Source organism: Sphingobacterium hotanense, from assembly GCF_008274825.1.
Taxonomy (GTDB): Bacteria; Bacteroidota; Bacteroidia; order Sphingobacteriales; family Sphingobacteriaceae; genus Sphingobacterium; species Sphingobacterium hotanense.
Window position 1 is genome coordinate 4,324,081 of record NZ_CP030848.1, and the last position, 18,227, is coordinate 4,342,307.

Below are 18,227 nucleotides of genomic sequence, written 5' to 3' on the forward strand. Positions count from 1 at the left end.
ATAGATAAACTGTCGGGGCTAAATATTTAATATGATTTTTAGATCAATCGAATAATCAGATCAGGATAAATACCAATTAAAATGGTTAAGATGACAGCTAATCCGAATACGACCTGAAAGTTTATCGGAAGCTGTAGCTTGGTCTCTTCTTCAGACTTCATAAAGTACATATGCACGATAATGCGGAAGTAATAGAAGACACCAATTGCAGCGTTGATTGCTGCTAAGATCAATAATACGGTGTGATAGTCGTTCATCACGGTACTAAACATCATGAACTTACCGATAAATCCTGCAGTTAAAGGAATACCAGCCAGAGATAGCATGGCAATGGTAATCGCAAATGCTAGACCTGGATTTTTCTTTCCTAAACCGTTAAAGGATTCAAATTGATCAGAACCAATATGGCGTTTCACTAGAATCAAGGCTCCAAACGCGATGATGGAAGAAAGTCCGTATGCGACCGCATAGGTTAAAATTCCCGATGCAGAAGTCGCTCCAATCGAAAGGATAGCAAACAACATATACCCAGCATGAGAGATACTCGAGTATGCCATCATACGTTTAAAGCTGGTCTGCATCAATGCTGTGATATTCCCTACGAAAAGCGTAATAATTACAATCGTCAATAAAATCGGCGTCCAGAATTCATTTAATGGGATTAGCACAGTGCTGAACAAGCGAAGGAATCCTGCGAAGGACGCTATCTTAACAACCGTACTCATGAAACTGGTGATCAGGATTGGTGCCCCATCATATACATCCGGTGTCCAAAAGTGGAAAGGCGCAACACCTACTTTGAAGCATAGTCCCACCAACATCAAAAGGATACCTCCGTAAAACAGTGGTGATATGCCCGTCGGATTGGTGATAATATACTCTTTTAAGGCTGTTAGATCGAACGTTCCTGTTGCTCCATACATCAGGGTTATTCCGAATAACAAGAAGCCCGTAGAGAAAGCTCCCATTAAGAAGTACTTCAAAGAAGCCTCGTTAGATGCTTTATCTTTTCGACGAATACCTACAAGGATGTATAGTGCCACAGACATGATTTCTAAGCCGATGAACAACATAGCGAAATTATGGTATGCACTGACCAACAATGCTCCTGTTAAAGAGAAAATGATAAGTGTATAGTATTCAGCTATGTTATCCGAGAAACTATTGAAATAATCCTTGGAAAGAAATAAGATCAATATGGTCAATGAGATACACACGATGGAGAAGGATAGCGCAAAATGGTCAAACAAAACCATTCCTTTATACAAAGTAACTGCCTCAACATTCCAATAATACACCTCAAACGCCAATGCTCCCAGTAATCCTAAGATGCTTACAGGCAACAATGCATTCTTTGCTTTGAACAAGCCCAAATACAAAATAAGAATACCTAATAAAGAAAGCGTAATAATCGCACCCATAATATATTGTTAACTTGTTCTATTTAATCTGTTGTAATAATTGATTCACCGATGCTTCGGAAATATTCAGTAACATATTCGGCAATATACCGATAAGAATAACCAATGCAACGATTAGTACTAATACTAATACTTCTACTCCTTTAATATCGGTTACGACCATGTTGGTTTCGGAGATATTCCCCAACATTGTTTTTTGAAATAGGCGCAACATATAAACCGCTCCTAAAATGAGTGTCGTCCCACCAAATACAGCAAACCAAACTCCATGGTCGGTATAACTGAAGATCCCTTTTAATAATAGGAATTCGCCGATGAATCCATTTGTCAATGGTAAACCGATTGCCCCCATAATGATGATAAGAAAGCATGCTGCTAGAATCGGCATACGCGATGCAAGACCGCCTAAATCGGCAAAGTTTCTTGATCCGGTACGTTGTTGAATAATATCAATGACGAAGAATAGTCCGACAACGGATATACCGTGGTTTATCATTTGAATGATTGCCCCCTGCAATCCCTCTTGTGTCAAGGAGAAAATCCCCGCGGAGATCAATCCTACGTGCGCAATAGATGAATAGGCAATTAAACGCTTTGCATCATTCAACTTAAAGGCAATCAATGAACCGTATACCACGCCAATGATACTTAATATCATAGCAAATGTGCCGTATTGTGCTACTGCCTGCGGTGCAAGCGGAAGTAACCATCTGAGCAGTCCGAAGAGTCCCATTTTCAACATGATACCTGAAAGAAGCATCGTCCCTGCTGCAGGCGCATGCGTATAAGTATCGGGTTGCCAAGTATGAACCGGGAACAAAGGAATCTTGATTGCAAATGCAATAAAGAATGCCCAGAACACCCATGTTTGAGAACCTTCTGTTAGTGTTAGGTTCGTAAGTGTTGCCCATGAAAGATCGTTCGTTCCTGTCTGTTGATATAAATAAATAATCGCGATCAACATCAATAAACTTCCGAAGAATGTGTAGATGAAGAACTTTAGATTGACGCGAATGCGATCGCCATCACCCCATAAAGCACAAATAAAATAAATTGGAATAAGCGCTGCTTCCCATCCCACATAGAAAGAGAAAGCATCCAATGAAACAAATACCAACACCAATCCGGCCTGCATGAAGGATATCAGGGCATAGAAATTCCCTGATTTGCTATGTGCAAAACTCGCTAATATGATCAATGGAATCAAACCATTGGTTAAGATGACCATCGGTAGGCTAATTCCGTCGAGTCCGATTTGAAAGTTTATCCCAAGACTTTCAATCCAAGAAAAAGATTGTGCAAATTGAATGCTGGCATCCGGGATGAAATTGCATATGAATGGGATAGTTAATCCCAGTTGTAATAAAGACAAAAGCAATGCTGCCCATCTTGCAGACGAGGACTTGATAAATGCTAGGATTATAGCACTTATAACAGGTAATAGCAGCAGTATAAAAAGGTTATCCATTGATTCCTAAATTCTTTTACTAGACGGTAAATAATCCATACAACATGATTGCAATAACGCCTATTACCATCATGAAAATATAAAACCCAACATGACCACTTTGTAGTTGCCTGATTCCTTTTCCAGAAGAGACAAACAATTCTCCTATTCCATTCACTAGACTGTCAATACCTGATAGCTCGACGATACGGTGTAAGAACTTCGACAGGCCATTCAAAGGGCGAACAAACAAACTATTATAAATCTGATCGATGTATAGTTTCTGGTAGGAAAGGTTATATAAGCCTGTTGTAGGTGCTTCGGCATCGGCTGCTGGGATATCATTTTTCTTCACATATTTATTATATGCCAAGAATGCCATCACGATAGCTCCACCTGCAGAAGCTCCCATCAGGATAAATTCTGTGGAATGTTCCATGTGGAATGGCTCAACGATCGCGTTGGTTTGTTGAAATACCGGGCTTAGGAAATTGGCTAACCAATGTCCACCGCCTAATGCTTCTGGAATATTCAATAAACCGCCGATTACGGATAATATAGCCAATACGATCAATGGTACAGTCATCTGCCATGGCGACTCGTGTAAATGATTCTTTTGATTGGCTGTTCCTCTAAATTCGCCGAAGAACGTTAGATACAATAAGCGGAACATATAAAATGCGGTACACAACGCACCTAAGAATCCTAACACCCAAAAAATAGGGTTCGCGACAAAGGCGTTTGCTAAAATTTCATCCTTAGAAAAGAAACCTGATAATGGAGGAATTCCCGCAATAGCGATTGTTCCTAGTAACATCGTTACGTAAGTAATCGGCATTGCTTTTTTCAGCCCTCCCATGGAGCGCATATCCTGGTCATTGCTCATCGCATGGATTACCGATCCTGCACCCAAGAATAATAGTGCTTTAAAGAATGCGTGCGTTAATACGTGGAAGAATGCTCCTGTAAAAGCTCCTACTCCTAAGCCTAAGAACATATATCCTAATTGGGATACTGTTGAATAAGCTAATACCTTCTTGATATCGTTTTGTGTAATTGCAATAAAGGCAGCAATTAATGCTGTGGCAATACCAATAATTGCAATAATCTGCATGGTTACTGGAGAAAGAGTAAACATGATGTTCGAACGTGCAATCATATAAATACCCGCTGTCACCATCGTCGCAGCGTGGATAAGGGCAGATACCGGTGTTGGTCCGGCCATCGCATCCGGCAACCAGGTGAACAATGGAATCTGAGCTGATTTACCTGTAGCAGCAACAAATAACAATAAAGTGATAGTCAGTAAGGTAATATCGCCCATCGGTAATTTGCCTGCCTCTGTAAACACGGCTCCGTATTCCAAAGACCCAAAGTTGAAGATGATAAAGAACATAGCGATCAGAAACCCTAAGTCGCCGATACGGTTCATCACAAAGGCCTTCTTCGCAGCTTTAGCATAAGAACTGTTCTTATACCAGAACCCAATCAATAGGTAAGAGCAAAGCCCTACGCCCTCCCATCCAATAAACATCACGAGGTAATTGGATCCTAAGACCAAAAGCAACATGAAGAATACGAAGAGATTTAAATACGAGAAGTACTTGCCAAAGCCTGGATCACCATCCATATAACAAGCAGAATATAAGTGAATCAGAAACCCTACACCGGTGATGATCAATAACATGATCGCACTCAGGGGATCCACCAAAAATTTAATGTCTACACTAAAGTTTCCAACGGTAAACCAGTTGAAAATCTCTTTTACAAAAATGCCGTCCTCCCCTAACTGCCTCGCTTCGTATACTTCTTTAAATACACCACAGCTTAGCAAGAAAGACGTTAATATAACGCCGCAACCAATTATTGAAATCAATGGTTTTGGGAAAGTATTTCGCAACAATCCCACAATCACGAATCCTAAAAAGGGAATTAATGGTATGGCCCAAATTAATTCTATCATATCTAGTTTCTATCTAAATGCTTTTCTAATTACCACCTTATTTTACTTAAGGATTCTATATCCACCGATTTCGTATTTCTATATACCATGATGATGATGGCAAGCCCTACGGCTACTTCTGCTGCCGCCAATGCCATAATAAAGAATACGAATACTTGTCCGCTGGGATCTCCGCGATAAGCAGAAAAAGCAGCTAATAATAGGTTCACCGAGTTCAACATGAGCTCAATCGACATCATGATGATGATGACGTTACGACGAATGAGTACCCCGGTTACTCCAATCGCAAAAATAATACTGCAGAAAATCAAATAATGATTTAGGGGTATCCCCTGCATATTTTGAATAAGACTATCCATTTTGTTTAACTCGTGTTTCTTTTTTCGCTAATAATACGGCCCCTACCATCGCTGTCAATAGCAGGATCGAGGAAATCTCAAATGGTAATAGGAAATCTCTAAAAAGAACTTTCCCTAAGTTCTTCACTAAACCGATGTTCTCATGTCCCTGTACCATCTCATTGTTGGATTCCAACAGACGAAAAGCGCCTAGGAATGTTACGATAAGACACATTCCTGCGATTACTCCCATAATCTTTACCAGATTAGTTCGCATCGGCTCGGTATCCTTGTTTAAATTCAACAGCATGAGCACAAAAAGGAATAATACCATGATGGCACCCATGTACACTATGAAGTTTACAGCGGCAAGGAATTGTGCATTAAGTAATATGTAATGAACGGTAAAAGTCGCAAAGGTTATCACCAAGTACAAAACGCTGTGTACCGGATTCTTTGTGAAGATGGTCATCAACGCAAAGAATATGGACAGGAATGCTACAAAATAAAATATCGTCATCTCTTAGTTAGTAATTGGTTGTTGATTTAATTTCGTGATATCGAACTTTGGTTCCAACAACTTATCTTTTCCATAAATAAAGTCTTTACGTAGGTAGTCCGCTGTTACATGCTTTCCATCTAAATAAATAGCTTCCTTAGGACAAGCTTCTTCACATAATCCGCAGAAAATACAGCGCAACATATTGATCTCATATACTACAGCGTACTTTTCCTCGCGGTACATAAGCTCTTCACCTTTCTTACGCTCCCCTGCTGTCATAGTGATGGCTTCTGCTGGACATGATAATGCACATAATCCGCAAGCTGTACAACGTTCTCTCCCAAGCTCATCGCGCTTCAACGAATGCTGTCCGCGGAAGTTCTTGGAATACGGTCGAATCTCTTCAGGGTACTTAATTGTCGGGATCTTTTTGAAAAAGTGCTTTATCGTAATCGACAAACCCTTCGCGATCGCCGGCAAATATATTCTTTCCCAAAAGCTCATCGGCTTTTGTTCTAATACTTTCTTTCTATTCGATAAGGATTGCATACCAAATTATTTAAAATATTCATCAACAACAATTGTCACTACCCCTGTCAATACGATATTCGCGATCGCAAGAGGTATTAACATTTTCCATCCTAAATTCATTAATTGGTCATATCTGAACCTTGGCAAGGTCCATCTAATCCACATAAAGAAGAAGATAAATCCGAAAATCTTTAAAAAGAATACCAAAACACCGATAATGGTAATCCAGTTTTCAGAAAGTCCCAAGTCATACATGAATGGGAAGTTATAGCCTCCGAAGTATAATGCTGCCATCAATGAAGAAGACACGAACATATTAATATATTCCGAGAACATATATAAACCTAGTTTCATCGACGAATACTCCGTATGATAACCACCAACAAGCTCCGTTTCACACTCAGGAAGGTCAAAAGGCACGCGATTACACTCAGCAAACGCACAGACCATAAAGATCAGAAATCCTAACGGTTGAGCCCAAATATTCCAATTAACAAAACCCGACTGTTGAGCGACAATCTCCCCTATCGACAAGGTCTGAGTGACCATTAAAAGAGCAATGATCGAAAGTCCCATAGCAATCTCGTAGGAGATACTCTGCGATGCTGCACGAATTGCTCCCATCAGCGAGAACTTATTGTTCGATGCCCAACCACCCAACATAATGCCATAAACACCCAATGCAATTACACCGAAGATATATAATATCCCGATATTGACATCCGCCACTTGAAGCGTGATTGTATTATCACCGATGGTTAGATTTTGTCCCCATGGAATTACTGCCGAACTAATACAGGCTGTTATAATGGCCAGGGTTGGCCCTAATATAAATAATGCTTTATGAGCACCGGCAGGAATAATCTCTTCTTTAAAGAAGAATTTACCGCCATCACATAATGGTTGTAGAATACCACCAATACCCGCTCGATCCGGTCCGTAACGGTCCTGCATAAAGCCCGCGATCTTCCGTTCGGCTAAGGTAGAGTACATGGCAATGACCAAAGTGATTACGAAAATAATAACCACTAAAATTAATTTTTCTAAAATAAAGGCTGTTTCCATCTTCCCTTCCTATTACTTTAATTTTTCAGACCTCGCTAGCTGTTCCACATTGGCTTCCTTCAATTGAGGATTGTCCTTGATTACAGCTGGTGGATTAAATGCATAATAATGGTTAGAAGCAATTACGGACTGATCGCTCACATCTGTTGGATGCTCTAAAACCCAATCATCTGTATGTTTCTTCTCAAAGCGGCATGTATTACAGATGAACTCATCTACTTCATCATATTCATCTTTTCTGCCCGTCACCCGGATTACATCGGTTCCTTTGTACCAAAGCGTTACTTTTCCAGAACAGGTCGGACAGTCGCGATGTGCATCTACGGGTTTGGTGAACCATACTCTGTTTTTGAAACGGAAGGTTTTATCCGTCAATGCGCCAACAGGACACACGTCAATTACATTCCCAATAAAGTCATGGTCTAAAGCATTCTCAATAAAAGTAGAGATTTCAGCGTGGTCGCCACGGTAGATGACACCATGCTCACGTTTACCAGTTAATTGGTTGGCAGTGTATACACAACGGTAGCATAAGATACATCTATTCATGTGAAGTTGGATCTTATCGCCTAAGTCTACACGATCGAATGTTCTTCTTTCGAATTCATAACGCGTATTAACCGAACCATGCTCATAACCTAAATCCTGTAACTTACATTCTCCAGCCTGATCACAAACCGGACAATCTAACGGATGATTGATCAAAAGCATCTCAACCACTGCCTTTCTCGCCTCTACCACGTCTGGAGACGTAATGTTCTGTACTTCCATTCCGTCCATCACCGTTGTTCTACAAGAAGCAACAAGCTTAGGCATAGGGCGAGGGTCTTTCTCTGAACCTTTACTTACTTTTACCAGGCATGTGCGGCATTTACCGCCACTACCTTCCAATTTTGAATAGTAACACATCGCTGGTGGCACAATATCCCCACCAATTTGACGTGCTGCATTCAATATAGTCGTTCCGGGATCCACTTCAATAGTGATTCCATCGATACTAACTTTAAATTTTTGAATTTCTTCTGCCATCGTCTCGATCTTTAAAATAGCTGCTACTGAGTCACCGGTTCCAATGGGTCAGCATAATGTGCTAAACCATAGTTTCTTTGCTGAGACTCCCCAGGATTAAGGATATGCCATTCAAATTCGTCTCTAAAGTGACGAATTGCAGCCGCCACAGGCCACGCTGCTGCATCACCCAATGGACAAATGGTATTACCTTCGATTCTACGTTGAATATCCCACAATAGATCAATATCCTCTAAACTACCGTTACCCGATTCAATCTTGTAAAGCAGTTTCTCCATCCAACCTGTTCCCTCGCGACATGGTGAACACTGTCCACAACTTTCATGTCTATAGAATCGTGTATAATTCCAAGTATTTCTTACAATACATTGATCTTCATCGAATGCAATAAATCCACCGGATCCCATGGCTGTTCCACTAACGAAACCTCCATCGGCAAGGGATTCATAAGTCATCAAACGAGGATTACCATTGATAGTCTTGGTTATTAGATTTGCTGGCAAAATAGGCACGGAAGATCCTCCCGCAACAACCGCCTTTAAGCGCTTGCCGTTTGCAATCCCTCCACAATACTCATCCGAGAAGATAAACTCTTCAACAGGAAGTCCCATCTCGATTTCATACACACCAGGCTTTACCAAGTTTCCAGACGCCGATATTAATTTGGTTCCGGTACTTCTTTCAATACCTATTTTCGCATACTCCTCGCCGCCATCATTAACGATAGGCACGGTCGCAGCGATAGACTCTACGTTATTTACTACTGTTGGACATCCATATAAACCTGCTACCGCTGGAAAAGGAGGCTTAATCCGTGGATTACCACGTTTTCCCTCTAATGACTCTAATAAAGCGGTCTCTTCACCGCATATATAAGCACCTCCTCCAGGTTGAACATAGATTTCTAAGTCATAGCCCGTCCCAAGGATATTCTTTCCTAACCAACCCGCCTGTTTTGCCTCTTGAATCGCCTTTTCCATAATGCGAATCTGCGGCATCATCTCACCACGGATATAGATATATGATATATTCGCGCCTAATGCATAACTGGAAACAATCATCCCCTCAAGCAAGGCGTGAGGAATATGTGTCATTAAGAATCTGTCCTTAAAAGTACCTGGTTCAGACTCATCACCATTACACACCAAATAACGTGGAACACCCACTGGTTTTGCCAAAAAGCTCCATTTCATCCCGGTTGGGAATCCTGCGCCACCACGTCCACGAAGCCCTGATTTCTTTACTTCTTCTACAACATCTTCTGGAGACATCGTTTTCAAAGCCTTCTCAACAGCACGATATCCACCCTTTTCCCGATAAACGGAAAGGGTGTTGATACCTGGTACCTGAATATGTTCTAATAATAATTTACGTCCCATATTGTTAAGCCTCGCTTTTCGCTTTTTCTTTTAATTCGTTAATAAGCTTATCTACACTTTCCTCCGTCAGGTTTTCATAGAATGTGTAAGAAGGGCCGATTTGTAATACGGGCCCGAAACCACACGCTGCCAAACATTCTACTCCTCTCCAGGAGAAAAGGCCGTCCGGAGTGATCTCTCCTTCTTTAACACCCAAGGTCTTTTCGAGATGTCCCATTATTCTTTCTGCTCCGACTAGACAACAAGGTCCCGTACGGCATATTTCTAATAAGTATTTCCCTTGGGGCTGAAGCAAGAACATGGTATAGAAAGTCGCTACTTCGTAAACTTCAATCGGTTGAATATTTAAAAATAACGCTACTTTATCCATAGCATCCACACTCAACCATCCGTATTCTTCCTGAACTAAATGAAGTATAGGCAGAAGAGCAGACTTTTGTTTATCTGCTGGATATCGGCTCACTACATCTGAAAACTTGTTCAATAGTTCTGCCGAAAACTCGACAATAAGGTTTTCTTTAACACTAAGCATCTAATTCTCCTGCTATAACATTTAAACTACTCATATTAATAATCGCATCCGAAATCAACATCCCGCTGCTCATTGGAGCAAACATTTGGTAATTGATAAAAGATGGTCTTCTAAAGTGCAAGCGATAGGGTGTTCTACCACCATCATGAACCAGATAAAATCCAAGTTCACCATTTGCGCCTTCTACAGCCTGATAAACCTCATCCTTTGGAGCATCCCACTCACCCATCACAATCTTAAAGTGATAGATCAATGCTTCCATATTGGTGTACACCTGCTCTTTTGGTGGCAGATAAAAATCTGGCACATCCGCATGAAATACTCCCTTCGGTTCTTTTTCGATTTTTTCTAAAGCTTGTTCGATAATCCGCATTGATTGCCACATCTCTTCATTACGAACCATGTAGCGATCATACACATCTCCGTTGGTTCCTACAGGAACATCAAAATCAAACTCCTCATAAGAGCAATATGGCGAATGTGCTCTCACATCATAATCCACGCCGGTGGCTCTTAAAATAGGACCAGACCAGCTATAGCTCAACGCCTCTTCCGGAGTAACAGCGGCTACATTAGAAGTACGTTCTACGAAAATTCTATTTCTATCAAAAAGCTCTTGGAACTCTTTTAGTACCGGAGGGAAGCGCTTTAGGAATTCTCTGATCTTCGCAAATGCTACATCATTGAAATCCCGCTCAAAACCGCCGATACGACCAATGTTGGTCGTTAAACGAGCTCCACAGATTTCCTCATATATTTCATAAATAAACTCGCGTTCTTGCATCACATACAAGAAGCCCGAGAAAGCACCTGTATCAACCCCCAAAATACCATTACAGATGATATGATCGGCAATACGGGCAAGTTCCATCACGATAACGCGCATATATTGCACTCGTTTTGGAATCTCAATATCTAACAGTTTCTCAACCGTCATGTGCCAGCCCATATTGTTGATGGGCGAGGAACAGTAGTTCAGACGGTCCGTTAAAGGTGTAATCTGATAAAATGGTCTATGCTCCGCAATTTTCTCGAATGCACGATGTATATATCCAATGGTCGACACACCACTAACAATTCGCTCTCCGTCGATCTGGACGACGTTTTGAAACACCCCATGTGTTGCAGGGTGCGTAGGACCGATATTCAGGGTTATCAACTCATCTTGAGGATCATTATCTTCAAAGACAGGGCTGTTTGTTGAAATACGGGTTATTGGTTTACTCATGATAGCGAATTCACTTAACGTCCAAAATAAAAGTCTTTCTTATCTACACGGTTCGGATCCTCTAGCGGATATTCCTTACGCATAGGAAAAACACCTAAATCATCCATATTCAATATTCTTCTTAAATCCGGATGACCTTCAAAGTCAATCCCAAAGAAATCGTATGTCTCACGCTCCATCCAATTGGCACCATTCCACAATATAGTTGCCGAAGGAATGCTTAGACTTTGCTTATCTAAAAACACTTTAATACGAATTCTGACATTGAATATCAAACTATGAACATGATAAACAACAGCAAATGCCTTTTCCAATTCTGGATAATGCACAGCCGTGATATCGGTCAGATAGATAAATTGCAGGGCATTATCTTCCTTCAATAAACGAAGGACATCAATGATACTTGTTTTATCTGTTACTATGGTTAGTAACCCTTTCGGCTCTGCTACATGCAGAATCTTATCACCGAACTGTGCCTGTAGCTTTTCTAATACTTGCTGATTGGTCAACTTATCCATTGTCTGTTGCAATTCCGTATTTCTCCAAGAGCGCTTTGTACTCTGGAGTATTCCTTCTGTTTAACGATTCATTTTTCACGATATCCTGAAGGCGCAACACGCCGTCTAAGATTGCTTCAGGACGCGGAGGACAGCCCGGGACATATACATCGACAGGAATAATCTCGTCAATTCCTTGTAATACAGAGTAGGTATCAAAGATACCGCCGCTCGATGCACATGCTCCGACAGCAATAACCCAACGAGGTTCTGCCATCTGCGTATATACCTGCTTTAATACCGGTGCCATTTTCTTTGCGATCGTACCCATCACCAAAAGCATATCCGCCTGGCGTGGAGAGAAACTTGGCCTTTCTGCTCCAAATCTCGCTAAATCGTATGTAGAACCCATCGTAGCCATAAACTCGATCCCACAGCAGGAAGTTGCAAAAGGAAGTGGCCAAAGCGAATTAGCACGTGCTAATCCAATGGCTTTATCCAAGGTCGTTGCGAAAAATCCCGCACCTTCAACACCCGGAGGCGCATCTGATAAGGTAATATTGCTCATTTCAGTTTTTTTTTAAGGAAAGTTTGGATTAATCCCAATCCAAGGCTTTCTTCTTGATGATATAAATAAACCCTAATAACAGCAAGCCCATGAAAACAAACATTTCCACAAGACCTTGCCATCCGAACTCTCTGAAGTTCACAGCCCAAGGATACATGAATATAACCTCGATATCAAAAATCACGAATAGAATTGCGACCAAGAAGTATTTAATGGAAAACGGTTGTCTGGCATTCCCAACAACCTCTACGCCCGACTCAAATGAGCCGAGTTTATTTTCAGTTCTAACCTTCGGACCAATAAGGTGCGTTCCGATGATCGTGGTAACCCCAAAGCCCACTGCTACAATTAATTGAATTAATATGGGTAGATAATCAATTGGTGTACTCTGACCTGCTAGCTCATTCATACATTCAGTTTAAAGTTTATTAGTAGTCTAACAAAAATAGAAAAATAAGTCATAAAAAAAAGGGACTCTTGTCACCAAAAGCCCCTTTTTTCTTATTTTGAATGATTATAAATTACTATTGATTTAGTACATCAACCATTTGTTTTGCGAATGGATCTTCTGCATTGATTTTCAATGATTCAGCAAAGTGAGTCTTCGCTTTAGCTGTATCACCTTTCAAATATGCATAATAACCTAAGTAGTTATGAGCGTCGCCTGCGTATGCTTTTTGGGCATCTGTCAAGTTTGTGCTCGAAGCAATAGCCGCTAATAACTCAGTGAAAGAACCAACGAACAATCCTTTAGCGTTCTCCGCATCGTGAATCACGTTGTCTAAAGCTAACTCAGATAAACCTTTGAAGTATAATGCATTCACTCTATACTTGTCAATCACCTCTTGCTTTGTTGCTTTAGCTACTAAATCCAACGATTTAACAGCCGACTCTAAGTGAGGTTTTGCTTCTTGGAATTTAGCCGCAACTACTTCTGGAGTAGCTTCACCTTCTGGAACAGAAACTAATTTCGATCCTACACCGTACTCACCAGTACCCAGGTAATAGTTAGAATCGTAGTAGTAATCAGACTCTGGGTTAGAAGCTGGGAAAGCAAATAACTTCCTAGCAACTTCTTCTTCACCATCTTGTAATTTAGCGAATGCAGTTTCTGCTACTTCTTCATCTAAGTCCTCATCTTCACTTTGTTTCGCGATAGCGATCTTTAGATCTGCATTTCCTTGAGCCTCATTCCCAGCGATGATTTCGCCCATCCCTTTGATCAAATAGTCACGCGCGATTAAACGGCTAGTATCTACTTTAGAGAATAACTGATTCATGTACTCTAGAGATTTTGCGTAATCTTTATCCTGTAAGAATGAAATATATCCTAAATAACGGAATACTTTCGCATCAACACCTGCTTGATTCGATAATTCTTCGGAAACGGTTTTCAATTCATCGTAGTTACCCGAATAAACCAAGAAGTCAGCATAACGTACTTTCGCGTCAAGAGATGCATCCCCTGTTAACGACAAGTACTTTTTATAGTTTTCCACTGCCTTTTGGTTGATCTCACGATATTGCTCTTCTGGAGCTTTTTTAGACGATAAGTAATATGTCTCGGCCAACTCACGGTAGATTGGACCATACTCAGGGTTTTCTGATGCCAATGTAGTCAATTGCTCCAACACCACGTCATAAGCTTGTGCACGACGAGAGATGATAGCCTGACCAATTTTAGGCGCCAATAACTTATCATTTAAAGTCAAAGCATCACGGTACGCTACATACGCGGGGCTACTCTCACGCAAACCTGCATATGCATCTCCTAGAGCTGTCGGAATTAACGCGTCTTTAGGACCGCCTTCTTTAGCTTTGGTTAAATATTCAACTGCTTTTTTGTAGTCCGGTTTTGGCGCATCAATATACGCTCTACCGATGTAATACAAGGGTAAATAATCCTTCTTACGAAGACCAGTTGTAGCTTCAGTAAACTTTGACTCAGCGCCACTAACATTACCTTTCTCCAACTCAACAATACCCAATCCGACAACGTTTAATTTCTCTTTTGGAGCGTTTGTTACACCTTGTTGAAAAACATAAGCAGCCGAATCAACTTTATCATTCACTAGGTGAATCTGACCCAAATAAAAATAGTTTTCACCATCTTTTGCTTTTTTCTCTACTAGTTGCTGAAGCATGCCCTTGGCTTTATCATATTGCTCCGCTTCGATAGCAGCTTTTGCGTCTTTTAAACTTTGCGCACTCACTGTACCTACAGCACCCGCTAACAAAAGACTTAAAAATAATTTGCTGTTTGTCATAATCTATTATTTACTCTTTGTTATAAACTAATTTATATTATCCCTAATAATAATTTCTCTACCTGGCATAGTCGCGGGCAGTAACCCCGACTTTAACACGATACGTTGCCCACGATCACCTGTTAAGAATGCCGAAAACCCTATTCCTAATCCCAAATTGGGCTGATAATTCAGAACGTAAAACTCCGACTTAAGTGGGTACTCATCCGTGGCAAATGTTGTCTGCGATGGCTTGAAATAACCACTTACACCCTGCTTTTCGTCGTTTTGAAGGCTTAAGATACGAATTTTATTTTCTTCTCCAAACTTCCTACGGTAATCTAAATATTGACCATAAGACATCGCCCCTATCGCATTGCTATTCGTCAATAGGTATTCGAAAACTTCTTCTGTATTCTTTAGCCCCTTTACTGAAACACCAGAAACCTTATCAATGTTTGTTAATTCTTTCACACGTCTCAATGTGCTTGAATTTACATTGTCAAAAACTAATGTCTTTGACTTTAACTCACCTGTCAACAATGAAGACAACGTTTTTATGTCCATTGAAGTATCGGCCTCTGCAATATTATTTACAAAAACTACGCCATCGTAGAACACCGGATAAATTCTCGGCTTAATCGATCGTTGGTCAAACCCCGCTCCTTCTTCCTTGGTCAACTGTCGAGCCAATACGGCCAACGACGCATCACCTTTTAATAAGGCATTGATCGCTTCGCGCTCCGGCAAGGGTATCAAATTAATTTTCGCATTGACGTAGCTATCTTTAAACACCTCCACCTGCTCCAGCATAATCGGATAAATCGCTTCATCGACAATTACAGACATTTCACCCGTCAAGATATCATCTTTCGCTACAGGTGCTTCCTTAGTAGCCTCGTCTCCCCCTTCGTTCGACTTTTTCTGCGAACAGGATACAACCAAAGCTAGTCCTAAGAAAAGCATAATAATACGATATATGCTATGCTTTCTCATATAACAATTAGATTGAAAAAATGCGCTAAGGATTAATTAATTCCTAAAGTTATTTTGCCACAGACGAGCAAAACGCATAAATGAATAAACAATTAGGAGCACGCCAAATAGCGTTTTATACGTAGGGTCGATTGGAATCGGGAAGTTGTCCCAGAAAATAATCAGGATGCCCAATACGAAATAAAAGGCGAACATGACTAGTCCTAAAATGGACAGAAATCGCTGTGTGGGCGATTTCTGTCTAAAATTATTTCTTGTTGAATGATTCGACATATCGAATTACATTTGTGATAAGTCTAAGCGCAAAGGAATTGAATAGCGTACAGGAACTGGACGACCGTTCTGAATACCTGGGCTCCATTTTTTAGATTTCTTAAGTGTATTGATCAACGCTTGACCAGTACCGTAAGATAAATCTCTGTTAATTTTGATGTCTGTTACATTACCAGACTTATCGATTACAAAGGATGCTTCAACTGTTCCTTTTACCCCAGCATCAATCGCAGCTTGTGGATAAGAGTAATTGTTTTGAACCCATGAACGGAAGGCATTAACACCTCCTGGATATTCTGGTTGTACTTCGATAGCTTCGAAATCATATACACGATTCGCATCACCACCTTCTACACCTTTTGTACTACCTGTAATCGCACCTTCAACTTTTTTCGGGCCGAACTCACCTGTAGGAACCCCAGCAGCGCCAGGTGTACCTTTCAACGTGATACGCGCAGGAGTAGCGTTTTTCTCTTTGATCTCTTCCTGAGATACAACTTCCTCTTTTACTTGTCTGGCATCAACAACCTTTGGCTCTGGGAAACGGATTAAGTCTTCCGCAGGTGGCTCTTCAGCAATACGTTGAGGAGGTGTTTCTTCTTCAGGAATTGGCTCTTCCTCTTCCTCAGGCTCAGGAATCTCTAAGTCTTCCAAGGTTACCTCAGTAACTACAGGAGCTTCCTCAACTTGTTTCTCAGGAAAAATCTTGATATCGAAAGCCTTTACGGCTACGAATAAAAGAACAACTGCCGAAACGGAGAATAAAGCGATATTTGTTGCAACTGGTGCATACTTACGTAATGCATAAGCTCCATATTCTTTATTTCTATTCTCGAAAACGACATCTAGCCATTCTTTCTTAAATAAATCTAATTTTGAACCTATCATGTTTTTCCAATTTTTTTATCCTGAATATTAGTCGTTATAGATTCCATTAGATTTTAAAACTTCAACCTCCTCAGGCTTGATTTTAGAAATCATATAACGTTTAATATCCGTGATTTTCATTTCATCTAATATATCAACGAGGTTACGTTGAACTGATTGATCACTTGGACGAATAACGACGATTAAGTCCTTACCCTGCGCTACCTTTGGAACTTGTGCTTTCTTCTCTAAAAGAATCTTACGAATTCCTTCTTTACTGTAATCAACTACAGTTGGAGGGGTAATCGGTTTTTCCAATTGACCATAATACCAGGCAATTTTGTTATCTGAGCCTAATAGCAAAGTGATTGAGCGGTTATCCGCGATGTCAATCTCTGGTTGTTTTTCATTCCAGTCTTTGTTCTTATCAGGCATCGCAACGTCCATTGCTTGTGGCTTATTCAAAGATGTTGTAAGCATGAAGAAGGTAATTAGAAGGAACGCTAGATCCACCATCGCGGTTAAATCTACACGGCCTCCGTTTTTCTTCGACCTTACCTTACCACCTTTTTTGCCACCACCGGAGTCTTGATTTAATTCTGCCATTTTACCTTATTAATTTTCCTGACGTAAACCGGTAACAAAACTAAATTTGTTCTGCTTTTGATTTCTCAGGGTTTCAATGATCAAATTCATTATTGAATACTTCTCCTCAGCGTCTGCCTTGATTGCGACTTTCATCGGTCCCGGATCCGTCCAGTTTTTAACCTTAGACTCTTGGTCACGATTGAATTCTACTGTTGCTAGCCGAGCTTGCTGTACCCATTGGTACAACTCGTTTGAATTCGCTTCTGTACTATCCACAGGAATACCTGGTTGGATATCTTCCGTACGTTTGTCATTCTCTAGCGAAAGTAGGGCACGCAAATTCTTGATAGGAACACCGAACTCGTCTAATCCTTTAAACTTCTCATAATCTTCTTCCGAGAAACCGATGCCATATTTCGCAGACATGTTCTTCAAAGTTATTTTTCTAACTTCTGGGTTCTTCACCCCAAAGAACACTTTTCCTTTGTTACCCACTGTAATTACCGACAAGTTATCATCTGGTAATTTGTCCAGTGTAGTCGACGCGGGCGTATCTACTGGCATTACTTCTGGCTGACGCGCAGTTGCAGTCAATACGAAGAAAGTAAGAAGTAAGAAAGACACGTCACACATCGCCGTCATGTCGATGGTGGTACTGGCTCTTTTTACTTTTGCTTTTCCCATTTCTTTACTTCTTTAAATGAATACTCTATTTCGTTCTATTATAATGATGATTAGAAGTTGAACATTCCATAAA

General features: G+C 40.7%; 19 protein-coding genes. All 19 read right to left on the reverse strand.

The window, feature by feature from the left end:
* Positions 1-38: 38 nt before the first annotated feature.
* Positions 39-1,421: an NADH-quinone oxidoreductase subunit N gene (locus DSM08_RS18210; protein ID WP_149527471.1), complete on the reverse strand. Its 1,383-nt coding sequence runs from the start codon at positions 1,419-1,421 to the stop codon at positions 39-41.
* A gap of 19 nt (positions 1,422-1,440) precedes the next feature.
* Entirely contained in the window at positions 1,441-2,889 is a 1,449-nt protein-coding gene (locus tag DSM08_RS18215) for a complex I subunit 4 family protein (RefSeq protein WP_149527472.1), read from the reverse strand.
* 19 nt (positions 2,890-2,908) lie between these two features.
* Complete coding sequence (nuoL, locus tag DSM08_RS18220; protein WP_149527473.1) at positions 2,909-4,831, reverse strand: NADH-quinone oxidoreductase subunit L; 1,923 nt, start codon at positions 4,829-4,831, stop codon at positions 2,909-2,911.
* A 29-nt stretch (positions 4,832-4,860) separates the two neighbouring features.
* Complete coding sequence (gene nuoK / locus DSM08_RS18225; RefSeq protein WP_149527474.1) at positions 4,861-5,190, reverse strand: NADH-quinone oxidoreductase subunit NuoK; 330 nt, start codon at positions 5,188-5,190, stop codon at positions 4,861-4,863.
* Positions 5,183-5,689 carry an NADH-quinone oxidoreductase subunit J family protein gene (locus tag DSM08_RS18230; RefSeq protein WP_149527475.1) on the reverse strand — a complete coding sequence of 169 codons (507 nt, stop codon included), beginning with the start codon at positions 5,687-5,689 and terminating at the stop codon, positions 5,183-5,185. The genes nuoK and DSM08_RS18230 overlap by 8 nt, the downstream gene beginning before the upstream one ends.
* Before the next feature lie 3 nt (positions 5,690-5,692).
* On the reverse strand, positions 5,693-6,220 hold the full coding sequence (locus DSM08_RS18235) for a NuoI/complex I 23 kDa subunit family protein (protein WP_149527476.1): 528 nt from the start codon (positions 6,218-6,220) through the stop codon (positions 5,693-5,695).
* Between the two features lie 6 nt (positions 6,221-6,226).
* Positions 6,227-7,267: an NADH-quinone oxidoreductase subunit NuoH gene (gene nuoH, locus DSM08_RS18240; protein ID WP_149527477.1), complete on the reverse strand. Its 1,041-nt coding sequence runs from the start codon at positions 7,265-7,267 to the stop codon at positions 6,227-6,229.
* Positions 7,268-7,279: 12 nt separating this feature from the next.
* Positions 7,280-8,296, reverse strand: a complete 1,017-nt coding sequence (locus DSM08_RS18245; protein ID WP_149527478.1) for a 2Fe-2S iron-sulfur cluster-binding protein — start codon at positions 8,294-8,296, stop codon at positions 7,280-7,282.
* 23 nt (positions 8,297-8,319) lie between these two features.
* Positions 8,320-9,675, reverse strand: a complete 1,356-nt coding sequence (nuoF, locus tag DSM08_RS18250; protein WP_149527479.1) for an NADH-quinone oxidoreductase subunit NuoF — start codon at positions 9,673-9,675, stop codon at positions 8,320-8,322.
* A gap of 4 nt (positions 9,676-9,679) precedes the next feature.
* Positions 9,680-10,207: an NADH-quinone oxidoreductase subunit NuoE family protein gene (locus tag DSM08_RS18255; RefSeq protein WP_149527480.1), complete on the reverse strand. Its 528-nt coding sequence runs from the start codon at positions 10,205-10,207 to the stop codon at positions 9,680-9,682.
* The gene (locus DSM08_RS18260; protein ID WP_187773915.1) at positions 10,200-11,435 is read right to left on the reverse strand and encodes an NADH-quinone oxidoreductase subunit D; all 1,236 of its coding nucleotides are present in this window, start codon (positions 11,433-11,435) and stop codon (positions 10,200-10,202) included. Before DSM08_RS18260 ends, DSM08_RS18255 begins: the two co-directional genes overlap by 8 nt.
* 14 nt (positions 11,436-11,449) lie before the next feature.
* Positions 11,450-11,953, reverse strand: a complete 504-nt coding sequence (locus DSM08_RS18265) for an NADH-quinone oxidoreductase subunit C (protein ID WP_149527481.1) — start codon at positions 11,951-11,953, stop codon at positions 11,450-11,452.
* Entirely contained in the window at positions 11,946-12,500 is a 555-nt protein-coding gene (locus DSM08_RS18270) for an NADH-quinone oxidoreductase subunit B (protein ID WP_149527482.1), read from the reverse strand. The genes DSM08_RS18265 and DSM08_RS18270 overlap by 8 nt, the downstream gene beginning before the upstream one ends.
* A gap of 28 nt (positions 12,501-12,528) precedes the next feature.
* Complete coding sequence (locus DSM08_RS18275) at positions 12,529-12,909, reverse strand: NADH-quinone oxidoreductase subunit A (RefSeq protein WP_149527483.1); 381 nt, start codon at positions 12,907-12,909, stop codon at positions 12,529-12,531.
* A 115-nt stretch (positions 12,910-13,024) separates the two neighbouring features.
* The gene (locus DSM08_RS18280) at positions 13,025-14,767 is read right to left on the reverse strand and encodes a tetratricopeptide repeat protein (protein WP_149527484.1); all 1,743 of its coding nucleotides are present in this window, start codon (positions 14,765-14,767) and stop codon (positions 13,025-13,027) included.
* Positions 14,768-14,794: 27 nt separating this feature from the next.
* Complete coding sequence (locus tag DSM08_RS18285; protein ID WP_149527485.1) at positions 14,795-15,742, reverse strand: PstS family phosphate ABC transporter substrate-binding protein; 948 nt, start codon at positions 15,740-15,742, stop codon at positions 14,795-14,797.
* 279 nt (positions 15,743-16,021) lie between these two features.
* Positions 16,022-16,903, reverse strand: a complete 882-nt coding sequence (locus DSM08_RS18295) for an energy transducer TonB (protein WP_149527487.1) — start codon at positions 16,901-16,903, stop codon at positions 16,022-16,024.
* Between the two features lie 27 nt (positions 16,904-16,930).
* Positions 16,931-17,488 carry an ExbD/TolR family protein gene (locus DSM08_RS18300; protein ID WP_149527488.1) on the reverse strand — a complete coding sequence of 186 codons (558 nt, stop codon included), beginning with the start codon at positions 17,486-17,488 and terminating at the stop codon, positions 16,931-16,933.
* A 9-nt stretch (positions 17,489-17,497) separates the two neighbouring features.
* A complete protein-coding gene (locus DSM08_RS18305; RefSeq protein ID WP_149527489.1) occupies positions 17,498-18,154 on the reverse strand; it encodes an ExbD/TolR family protein in 657 nt (218 codons plus the stop codon).
* Positions 18,155-18,227: the final 73 nt, after the last annotated feature.

Bases quoted from the DNA above. Each gene is read 5' to 3' on its own strand.
- DSM08_RS18210 (WP_149527471.1), bottom strand. From the start codon at position 1,421: ATGGGTGCGATTATTACGCTTTCTTTATTAGGTATTCTTATTTTGTAT.
- DSM08_RS18215 (WP_149527472.1), bottom strand. From the start codon at position 2,889: ATGGATAACCTTTTTATACTGCTGCTATTACCTGTTATAAGTGCTATA.
- nuoL (WP_149527473.1), bottom strand. From the start codon at position 4,831: ATGATAGAATTAATTTGGGCCATACCATTAATTCCCTTTTTAGGATTC.
- nuoK (WP_149527474.1), bottom strand. From the start codon at position 5,190: ATGGATAGTCTTATTCAAAATATGCAGGGGATACCCCTAAATCATTAT.
- DSM08_RS18230 (WP_149527475.1), bottom strand. From the start codon at position 5,689: ATGACGATATTTTATTTTGTAGCATTCCTGTCCATATTCTTTGCGTTG.
- DSM08_RS18235 (WP_149527476.1), bottom strand. From the start codon at position 6,220: ATGCAATCCTTATCGAATAGAAAGAAAGTATTAGAACAAAAGCCGATG.
- nuoH (WP_149527477.1), bottom strand. From the start codon at position 7,267: ATGGAAACAGCCTTTATTTTAGAAAAATTAATTTTAGTGGTTATTATT.
- DSM08_RS18245 (WP_149527478.1), bottom strand. From the start codon at position 8,296: ATGGCAGAAGAAATTCAAAAATTTAAAGTTAGTATCGATGGAATCACT.
- nuoF (WP_149527479.1), bottom strand. From the start codon at position 9,675: ATGGGACGTAAATTATTATTAGAACATATTCAGGTACCAGGTATCAAC.
- DSM08_RS18255 (WP_149527480.1), bottom strand. From the start codon at position 10,207: ATGCTTAGTGTTAAAGAAAACCTTATTGTCGAGTTTTCGGCAGAACTA.
- DSM08_RS18260 (WP_187773915.1), bottom strand. From the start codon at position 11,435: ATGAGTAAACCAATAACCCGTATTTCAACAAACAGCCCTGTCTTTGAA.
- DSM08_RS18265 (WP_149527481.1), bottom strand. From the start codon at position 11,953: ATGGATAAGTTGACCAATCAGCAAGTATTAGAAAAGCTACAGGCACAG.
- DSM08_RS18270 (WP_149527482.1), bottom strand. From the start codon at position 12,500: ATGAGCAATATTACCTTATCAGATGCGCCTCCGGGTGTTGAAGGTGCG.
- DSM08_RS18275 (WP_149527483.1), bottom strand. From the start codon at position 12,909: ATGAATGAGCTAGCAGGTCAGAGTACACCAATTGATTATCTACCCATA.
- DSM08_RS18280 (WP_149527484.1), bottom strand. From the start codon at position 14,767: ATGACAAACAGCAAATTATTTTTAAGTCTTTTGTTAGCGGGTGCTGTA.
- DSM08_RS18285 (WP_149527485.1), bottom strand. From the start codon at position 15,742: ATGAGAAAGCATAGCATATATCGTATTATTATGCTTTTCTTAGGACTA.
- DSM08_RS18295 (WP_149527487.1), bottom strand. From the start codon at position 16,903: ATGATAGGTTCAAAATTAGATTTATTTAAGAAAGAATGGCTAGATGTC.
- DSM08_RS18300 (WP_149527488.1), bottom strand. From the start codon at position 17,488: ATGGCAGAATTAAATCAAGACTCCGGTGGTGGCAAAAAAGGTGGTAAG.
- DSM08_RS18305 (WP_149527489.1), bottom strand. From the start codon at position 18,154: ATGGGAAAAGCAAAAGTAAAAAGAGCCAGTACCACCATCGACATGACG.